At 77.3% G+C, this 494-nt stretch carries 1 pseudogene; it reads right to left on the bottom strand.

What is annotated here, in order from left to right:
* Positions 1–494, bottom strand: a pseudogene (locus GT042_RS02875) (hypothetical protein); the annotation flags it as partial.

A 494-nucleotide genomic window follows, 5' to 3' on the forward strand; every position in this document is an offset into this window, starting at 1 on the left:
GGCGGCGGGCCGCGGCGAACAACGTGTCGGCCACCCCGCGCGCCCCGCCGAGCCAGCACGCGGCCACCCCGATCCCGCCGTGCTGGAAACCGGGGCGGTCGATGTAGCCGCCGACCGTTCCCACCGGCAAGGCCGGGATGTCGGAGAAGGCGACGTCGGGTGAATCGCTGCCCGCCATGCCGACCGCCTGCCAGGTGCCGGGCAGTGGCGAGATCCCGGCCGCGTCCAGCCGTACGGCGAACAGCCGGCGGCCCTCGGCCGTGTCCGCGCTGATCAGCGCATGGGTGCAGATGTGGGCGCCGGAGCAGTACGGCTTGACGCCGTCCAGCCGCCAACCGGTGGTTTCGTACGCCTCCCCGGACGCGGCGCGGACCGTGCCGGGCGCGCTCTCCCCCGCCGGGGAGCCGGGGGTTTCCCGGGCGGTGAGGCCCGGACCCGGCGGCTGGGCGGCCCACACCGCCCAGCGCTCGCCGTCCTGCGGCAGCGGGCCGCCC

The sequence above is a fragment of the Streptomyces sp. SID3212 genome, assembly GCF_009865405.1.
Lineage (GTDB): Bacteria > Actinomycetota > Actinomycetes > Streptomycetales > Streptomycetaceae > Streptomyces.